We start from the raw sequence: 7,377 nt of genomic DNA, 5'->3' as shown, positions 1-7,377 counted from the left end.
AGACAAGACACCTGCTGGAAAGCGTGATGATATATCGTTGAGGGAAAAAGAAACACAGATTAAAAAAGACCTTAACGACGGTATCGATACAGCAGGCGGTAAAATGACAGTCTGCCAGCTCTACGACAAGAAGAACAGCCAAAGAAAGAACATCAAGAGGGCTACTGAAAAAGGACGACAGTATCTTATGAACGCTCTGAAAAATGACCCATTGGGTATGAGGGCGATTGATACTGTTAAGCAGTCGGACGCTAAAGAATGGGCTATCAGAATGAGCGAAAAAGGATACGCCTATAAAACGATTGATAACTACAAGCGTTCCTTGAAAGCGTCATTTTACATGGCGATACAAGACGACTGTATCAGAAAGAACCCGTTTGAATTTAAGCTAAGTGATGTTCTGGAAGATGATACGGAGCAGAAAGTTATCCTTACACCAGAGCAGGAAGAACGCCTGCTTGCCTTTATGGAAAAGGATAAGATTTACAGCAAGTATTATGATGAGGTTGTGCTTCTGCTGGAAACGGGACTTCGTATTTCTGAATTTTGCGGACTAACGACGCATATTGATATGCAGAACAGAATACTCAATATAGACCACCAGTTATTGAAAGACAGCGAAATCGGCTACTATATTGAAACGCCAAAGACCAAAAACGGAAAACGAGAACTTCCATTGACAGAACGGGCTTATCAAGCAATCCAAAGAATACTAAAGAACAGAGGAAAGGCACAACCGTTGATTGTAGGTGGTTATAGCAATTTCCTATTCTTGAACCGTGAGGGCTTACCTAAAGTTGCAGGAAACTATGAGGGCATGGTGCGAGGACTAATTAAGAAGTATAACAAGTATCACACGGACAAGTTACCGAACATCACACCACATGGTCGAGTTATAATAAGGACAAGTTAGAAAACTCCAGTAAATACAAGGGGTTGCACTAATTTAGTCCTTATTTTTAACTCCCTGAAAAAGGGAAAAATAAGGCAGCGCTGTCATTCCAGAATATGAATTATTACAGATCCAGACTGGAAATGGATTTGTGTAAGACAAGAGTAAAAACAACAGAATTATTGTAATTATAGGACTGAATTAGCTCGCATGGAATATAGATTCCGGTTGTCTAATTCAGTCCTCTTTTTGATTGACGACGATGAAAGGTGATGAAAAATGGCTAGAATTATTTCTATTGTAAACCAAAAAGGGGGAACGGGAAAATCCGCATGTACAGCTAATTTAGCAGTAGGATTAGCACAAAAGAATATGAAAGTGTTGATTGTAGATGCCGATCCACAGTCTGATGTATCCGCAGGATTTGGATATCGTGATTGTGATGACAGTAATGAAACACTTACAGCTCTTATGGATGCAGTAATGAAAGATGAAGATATTCCTTCAGACTGTTATATCAGACATCAGGCAGAGGGAATAGATATTATCTGTTCTAACATTGGACTGGCAGGTACGGAAGTACAGTTGGTAAATGCAATGAGCAGGGAATATGTATTGAAACAGATTTTATATGGTATCAAGGATCAATATGATGCAGTCATTATTGACTGTATGCCATCATTGGGAATGATTACGATCAATGCGCTGGCTGCATCAGATGAAGTCCTCATTCCAGTTGAAGCGTCCTACCTGCCAATCAAAGGCTTGCAGCAGTTGTTAAAAACGATCGGTAAGGTTCGTAAGCAGATTAATCCGAAGTTGCAAGTCGGTGGGATTCTGTTCACGATGGTCGATGCGCATACAAATGATGCCAGAAATAATATGGAACTTCTCAGAAATGTATATGGAAGTCAAATTCATATCTTTGATAATTATATTCCATTTTCTGTAAGAATGAAGGAAGCAGTCAGAGAAGGACAGAGTATTTTCTCTTATGATCCGAAAGGCAAAGCTACAGAGGCTTATCGGAGAGTGACGGAGGAGGTGCTAGAAGATGCCATCTAAAAAAAGAGCAACTCCAATTTCCTTACAGCCACTTGATGCGTTGTTTGGAACAAACGAAGAAACAAACAATGGAATTTGCGAGATAAAAATAGGAAGCCTTCATCCATTTCCAAATCACCCGTTTCAAGTAAAAGATGATAAGAAAATGGAAGAATTATCAGAAAGCATTACACAATATGGCGTGTTGGTTCCTGGTATTGTGCGGTTGAGAGAGTCTGGTGGTTATGAGCTGGTAGCTGGTCATCGGCGAAAACGAGCATGTGAACTTGCTGGACTAGAGAAAATGCCGGTTATCATCAAAGATCTTACAGATGATGAAGCGACGGTGATTATGGTAGATTCCAACATTCAACGAGAAGAGCTGCTGATCAGCGAAAAGGCATTTGCTTATAAAATGAAATATGAGGCGTTAAAGCGTCAGGGAAAACGATCTGATTTAACTTCTTGCCAAGTTGGCAAGAAGTTGGCGGCAGAAGAAGTCAGTCAGAATACAGGAGATAGTTCCAGACAGATTCTTCGATATATTCATCTGACAGAGTTAGTAGCAGAGCTATTAGAATTGGCAGACGAGAAGAAGCTTCCCTTTAACACAGCTGTTGAACTTTCTTATTTGAGAACTGAAGAGCAGCAGATATTATTTCAGTATATGAGTAATCACAATATGGTACCTTCCATGAAGCAGGCAAAGGAATTGAAGCAGATTTCAAAAGAGCGGATGTTGACGTATTCAGAAATTGACCAGATTTGCATGAATGAAAGTACTGAAAAAGTTCAGGTGCAGATTCCGGCGAAGAAATTGAAACAATATTTTCCAGATACATATACAAAGACTCAGATGGAAGAAATTATATTTATGCTTCTGGCATCGTGGGCAGAAAGAGAGGGTAAAGAATGAGCAATGAAGATATGGCAAGGAGAATACAAGTCTATCTGAAAAAGATAGAAAAGATACGTGTTAAACGGATAAAAAGAGAGAAGTTTAAACATTTGTTGAAAACATTAGGATTATCAGCAGGAAGGAAGTGAAAGTATGGCTTTAAAAATTGTACGAAGATATGATGCGAACGGAAGGGAGCTTACGGAGAAAGATCTGGAAACCTTTCGATTGGATTCTCCTGTGGTTAGAGAAATATTGGCAAACCTTAATCGGGAGGTGGCGGAAGGAATCAGACAGAGGGAGAAAAAAGATGACGATTGAAGATGTAATTAAAAAATCGATTCTGCCACTGGCATTTATGGTATTCTGGTTTTGGATGACAAAAACAATTATGAAGGTCAGTGGACAGACGGATTGGTTCTGGTGGGTATTTATTGCTGGACTTCCATTTGGAATACATAAAATGCGGTTGATTCTGATTCCGAGAGGAATGGATACCACAGCAACACTTGGGATGGCTGCATTAAGTGTCATCATTGGAGCATTGATTGGAAGCATCATGATTCCAGTGTATGTGATTAGAGCGATATACGTGTTTATACGGTATGTCATTGGAAAATAGAATATTAGATTGATAAGAGGCAGGCTTGCGAAAACAAAAATCGTAAGGCTGCCTCTTTTTTTGTGCTTAAAACCAGGCAATTCAGGGGAAGTCCCTTTTGCAAATATATATTCTTGGAGGATTTTTAATATGAGAGAGCGAATTGAAAGTAAGCATGTAACTAAGGAAATCAAAAGTCAGATGCCAGTAATTCCGGTGGAAATTGTTAAAGAAAGAGGCTGTACGTTCTGCCCGTATTATCTGGGCAATTATGAGAAACAGCCACGTTGTATGATGAAAACCTGTGCCTGGGATGATGAAAATGAACGTTTCCATCCAGTTCTTCGTGAACTGATCCCATTTTATAAAGAGAAGATGGAAAAAGCAGAAGAAAAGTTCCTTGCAATGAAAAAGATTTATACAACACTGTTAGGAATGTTTGCCGATGAAATGAAGCAAGAAGAGTTGGAAAAAGATGAATGTTACGGATGTGCCTATGGAAAATGTGGACCATGTATCGGCATCTGTTACAAATCAATGAAAGCATAGGAGGGTTACGCCAATGAATACAACAGTTATTTCCGGGCGATTGGTAAGAAATCCCGGATACAACGAAGTGGAGAATGAAAAAGGACTTCATAAGATTGCCAAGTTTGTTCTGGCAGTCAGAAGAAATTATTCCGATGAAGTCAGTTTCATTCCGGTAAAGGCTTTTGCAAAGAAAGCAGAATTTGCCAGAGATTATCTGATGCAGGGCACGAAGGTCATGGTGGAAGGCGAGATTGTCACAGGTAATTATGAAGATAAGGATACCGGGAAAAAGATTTATACCACCGAAGTGTATGCAAACCGGATTGAATTCGCAGGTGCAAAAATGGTTGACAGACCACCGTTTCCAGAAGATGCGGAAGGGTTCTTAGAGATCCCAGAGGGCATGGAAGAAGAAATGCCGTTTAGATAGAGGAGGATAAAAGATGGTTTCAGTAGATCAGGCGTATATGGTAGGGCATATGAAAAATGCCGATGGAAGTATCAATAACAAAAATGTAGTGCTGTCAGCAGCATGTGAAGCAGCGGAACTGTTCCAGTGCATGATGTCAGTAAATCAGAAACTGGAGGACTGGCAGAGATTTAACCACACCTTGGAGCAGCATCTTAGAAGTGTGGAATGTGAGAAAATCCATGATATTTGTCAGGCAGTATATGGAATGAAACATCCGTCCGATGAACTGGAAGGATTGTATCTGGCAAGAGAGGATGAACAGATATGCCTTCTGTACTATCAGGTATTTGTAGGGATGTTGGAAATCAATATTAATTCAGCCGAAGTGCTGTACAAACAGAAGGAGGAAACAATCAATGAGTAAGATGGAGTATATGCCGGTAGATTGTCTGCAGGTGCCGAAGGTGCTGTTCCAGATGGAAAAATACAAAAATCTGTCAAATACAGCAAAGATTTTATACAGCTTATTTCTGGATCGTTTGAAATTTGCGGTGCAGAATGGTTGGGTAGATGGTAAGGGGGATTTGTATGTAATTTATCCAAAAAGTGAAATGAAGAAAGACCTGAATACAACCAGATATGGGGTAGATCAGGCAGTACAGGAACTGGTGGAGGTTGGAAATCTGGTGCGTATCATTCCGAACAATGGAAAAGCAAACCACTTTTATATCAACGATATTTATGAAAATGAGATGGAGGAAGAATCAATGATGACATTAGACAGCATTATGGCAAATATGCCGATGGAAGAAAGAGAAATCATTATGGACAAAATGGTGAAAGCATCCAGAGATATTCTGGAAACAATTGCAGATATGGGATATCTGGATGAATATGGGACACCACTGACTTCAATGGAAGAAAGAAATTATCGAGATGAGCTGGGACAGCTTGATGTTGATCAGATTTCCTGTGATGGCTATGAATTTGGCATGGATCTGGCGTTTGGAATTCTTGAAGAGAATGAGGAAAATGCTGATAGAGTACTGGATATTCAGAAATATGTGAACAGGCAGAATAAAAAGTGTTCAAAAAAGAAATTTATGAAAGTTTTGGAGACTCTGGTACACGCAATAGGAAATGATGAAGGATTTATTGCCGATATGTATGCGTGTGATAAAGAGGCTAGGAAAATCTATTTGGAAGAGGCGATGAATGCATTCAATTATGTGCTTGATGAATTATGTCATGGTACAGGTAGTGCGGCAAATTGTGATTTCGATGTAGAAGAGTAGGAAAATATTATGGCAGATTTTGAATATTTCAGAGCAGAAGAATCTGACCAGTTTTCTTTTTTTCGGATACCAAAAGCTCTGTTCACAGAAAAAGAGTTTGCAAGCCTGTCCACAGACGCAAAGCTCCTTTACGGAATTCTGCTTGATCGAATCAGCCTATCCAAGAAAAATGGTTGGATTGACGGTGATGGTTATGTCTATATTATTTACACGATCGCAGAATTGCAGGAGCTGTTGCGAATGTCGCATACGACAGTGACAAAGCTTCTTTATGAGCTTGACAGTGTGCATGGGATTGGATTGATCGAACGGTATCGGCAGGGGAATAATCGTCCTTCTGTCATATATGTGAAAAATTTTGTGAAACGGATCAGAGGAAAGCCAGTAAGATACGTTGCTTCTGGAACGCCAGAAACTGGAAATCCAGACTGCAAAGAATTGGAAATCCGGATTGCAAGAAACTGGAAGTCCGGAACGCAAAAAAATAGAAGTCCGGACTGCAAGAATCTGGATGGAAGTAATACTAAGATAAATAAGACTGAAAAGAATCATACTGATAAGAGTAAGGGCAATACTTCCGCTTTGGAAGAAAAATTCAGTCTGTATGGGAGATTTAAAAATGTTGTTCTGTCGGAAGCTGAACTGCGGGAGTTGATGATGCTTTTTCCATGGGATTACCAGAAACGAATTGATCATCTTTCTGTTTATATGAAATCCAGTGGAAAAGAATATCAGAACCATTTTGCAACAATCTGTCTTTGGGCAGAACGGGATGGAGCCAGGGCAGGAATGGATAAATATGAATTTCAGGAAGGAGAAAGCCTGTGATGGAAAATAAAGTAACAGCAGATTATCTGGACAAAGAGGGATGTCTTCATTGTGGCATCTGTGGAAAAAGAAAACAGATGAAAGTCAGTCTGATGGGATTTGAGCATGTAGTGTCCTGTTTGTGCGAATGCGAGGTGAAAGCCAGACAGGAACTGGATGAGAAGATGCAGCGGGAAGAAGCACAGCGGCTGCTTTATCAGAGAAAATCCGTCGGACTTCGGGAAAGAAGATTCTGGGAATGGAAATTTGAAAATGACAATGGAAGCAACCAGAAGACACTAATTGCCAGGCAGTATGTAGAAAACTGGACAGATATGAAGAGAAAAAATGTAGGATTGCTTTTGATGGGACCAGTTGGAACTGGGAAAAGTTTCTTTGCAGGCTGTATTGCAAATGCACTTTTGGAACAGGGAGAACGTGTCATGATGACGAATTTTTCCAGGATTTTAAATGAAATGACCAGCTATCAGGCAGATAAGAACCAGATTATACAAAATCTTGTGGATTATCCGCTGCTGATTATTGATGATTTAGGAATAGAACGAAATTCTGAGTTTGCTTTGGAGCAGGTCTATAATGTGATAGACAGCCGCTATTGTAAAATGCTTCCGCTGATCATAACAACGAATCTGGGACTGAATGAAATGAAATCCACAGATTTGGATACTGCCCATCAGCGTATTTACAGTAGAATACTTGAAATGTGTGTTCCCATCTATTGTGGTGGAGAAGATAAGAGAAAAGAAGAAGGGACAGAAAAACTCGTACAGGTGCAGAACCTGATTACCGGTTAATTTGTCTTTTTTTATTAAAGGGGGTGATTGCCATGATTACAGATCTGGACAGCAGTTGAATCGCTGAAAGGAGGGAAAAGAG

The 7,377-nt window shown here is 39.8% G+C and carries 11 protein-coding genes and 1 pseudogene; all 12 read left to right on the top strand.

Annotation, left to right across the window (positions count from 1 at the left end; all coding sequences use genetic code 11):
* Positions 1-886: pseudogene (locus WMO75_RS18195) on the top strand (tyrosine-type recombinase/integrase); the annotation flags it as partial.
* Positions 887-1,171: 285 nt separating this feature from the next.
* Positions 1,172-1,957, top strand: coding sequence for a ParA family protein (locus WMO75_RS18190; protein ID WP_015529850.1), 786 nt, complete (start codon positions 1,172-1,174; stop codon positions 1,955-1,957).
* Positions 1,947-2,852, top strand: coding sequence for a ParB/RepB/Spo0J family partition protein (locus WMO75_RS18185; RefSeq protein WP_055039907.1), 906 nt, complete (start codon positions 1,947-1,949; stop codon positions 2,850-2,852). Before WMO75_RS18190 ends, WMO75_RS18185 begins: the two co-directional genes overlap by 11 nt.
* Positions 2,849-2,983 carry a hypothetical protein gene (locus WMO75_RS18180; RefSeq protein ID WP_255494039.1) on the top strand — a complete coding sequence of 45 codons (135 nt, stop codon included), beginning with the start codon at positions 2,849-2,851 and terminating at the stop codon, positions 2,981-2,983. Before WMO75_RS18185 ends, WMO75_RS18180 begins: the two co-directional genes overlap by 4 nt.
* Before the next feature lie 4 nt (positions 2,984-2,987).
* Positions 2,988-3,155 (top strand): hypothetical protein, encoded by a 168-nt coding sequence (locus WMO75_RS18175; protein ID WP_165853758.1) that lies wholly within the window; start codon positions 2,988-2,990, stop codon positions 3,153-3,155.
* The gene (locus WMO75_RS18170) at positions 3,145-3,456 is read left to right on the top strand and encodes a DUF6050 family protein (protein ID WP_022068206.1); all 312 of its coding nucleotides are present in this window, start codon (positions 3,145-3,147) and stop codon (positions 3,454-3,456) included. The genes WMO75_RS18175 and WMO75_RS18170 overlap by 11 nt, the downstream gene beginning before the upstream one ends.
* Positions 3,457-3,585: 129 nt before the next feature.
* Positions 3,586-3,984 carry a hypothetical protein gene (locus WMO75_RS18165; protein ID WP_044921493.1) on the top strand — a complete coding sequence of 133 codons (399 nt, stop codon included), beginning with the start codon at positions 3,586-3,588 and terminating at the stop codon, positions 3,982-3,984.
* Positions 3,985-3,997: 13 nt separating this feature from the next.
* Entirely contained in the window at positions 3,998-4,396 is a 399-nt protein-coding gene (locus WMO75_RS18160; RefSeq protein WP_005344165.1) for a single-stranded DNA-binding protein, read from the top strand.
* Positions 4,397-4,409: 13 nt separating this feature from the next.
* On the top strand, positions 4,410-4,802 hold the full coding sequence (locus WMO75_RS18155) for a hypothetical protein (RefSeq protein WP_055060295.1): 393 nt from the start codon (positions 4,410-4,412) through the stop codon (positions 4,800-4,802).
* The gene (locus tag WMO75_RS18150; RefSeq protein WP_109273656.1) at positions 4,795-5,673 is read left to right on the top strand and encodes a replication initiator protein A; all 879 of its coding nucleotides are present in this window, start codon (positions 4,795-4,797) and stop codon (positions 5,671-5,673) included. The genes WMO75_RS18155 and WMO75_RS18150 overlap by 8 nt, the downstream gene beginning before the upstream one ends.
* 9 nt (positions 5,674-5,682) lie before the next feature.
* Entirely contained in the window at positions 5,683-6,501 is an 819-nt protein-coding gene (locus WMO75_RS18145) for a replication initiator protein A (protein WP_216244430.1), read from the top strand.
* Positions 6,501-7,295 (top strand): ATP-binding protein, encoded by a 795-nt coding sequence (locus WMO75_RS18140; protein WP_118440636.1) that lies wholly within the window; start codon positions 6,501-6,503, stop codon positions 7,293-7,295. Before WMO75_RS18145 ends, WMO75_RS18140 begins: the two co-directional genes overlap by 1 nt.
* Positions 7,296-7,377: the final 82 nt, after the last annotated feature.

Origin of the sequence: Blautia intestinihominis, assembly GCF_040096655.1 — a bacterium.
GTDB lineage: Bacteria > Bacillota > Clostridia > Lachnospirales > Lachnospiraceae > Blautia_A > Blautia_A intestinihominis.
This window is presented reverse-complemented; position numbering and strand designations above follow the sequence as displayed.

Excerpts from the sequence above, each read along its gene's own strand:
- WMO75_RS18190 (WP_015529850.1), top strand. The coding sequence starts at position 1,172 with ATGGCTAGAATTATTTCTATTGTAAACCAAAAAGGGGGAACGGGAAAA.
- WMO75_RS18185 (WP_055039907.1), top strand. The coding sequence starts at position 1,947 with ATGCCATCTAAAAAAAGAGCAACTCCAATTTCCTTACAGCCACTTGAT.
- WMO75_RS18180 (WP_255494039.1), top strand. The coding sequence starts at position 2,849 with ATGAGCAATGAAGATATGGCAAGGAGAATACAAGTCTATCTGAAAAAG.
- WMO75_RS18175 (WP_165853758.1), top strand. The coding sequence starts at position 2,988 with ATGGCTTTAAAAATTGTACGAAGATATGATGCGAACGGAAGGGAGCTT.
- WMO75_RS18170 (WP_022068206.1), top strand. The coding sequence starts at position 3,145 with ATGACGATTGAAGATGTAATTAAAAAATCGATTCTGCCACTGGCATTT.
- WMO75_RS18165 (WP_044921493.1), top strand. The coding sequence starts at position 3,586 with ATGAGAGAGCGAATTGAAAGTAAGCATGTAACTAAGGAAATCAAAAGT.
- WMO75_RS18160 (WP_005344165.1), top strand. The coding sequence starts at position 3,998 with ATGAATACAACAGTTATTTCCGGGCGATTGGTAAGAAATCCCGGATAC.
- WMO75_RS18155 (WP_055060295.1), top strand. The coding sequence starts at position 4,410 with ATGGTTTCAGTAGATCAGGCGTATATGGTAGGGCATATGAAAAATGCC.
- WMO75_RS18150 (WP_109273656.1), top strand. The coding sequence starts at position 4,795 with ATGAGTAAGATGGAGTATATGCCGGTAGATTGTCTGCAGGTGCCGAAG.
- WMO75_RS18145 (WP_216244430.1), top strand. The coding sequence starts at position 5,683 with ATGGCAGATTTTGAATATTTCAGAGCAGAAGAATCTGACCAGTTTTCT.
- WMO75_RS18140 (WP_118440636.1), top strand. The coding sequence starts at position 6,501 with ATGGAAAATAAAGTAACAGCAGATTATCTGGACAAAGAGGGATGTCTT.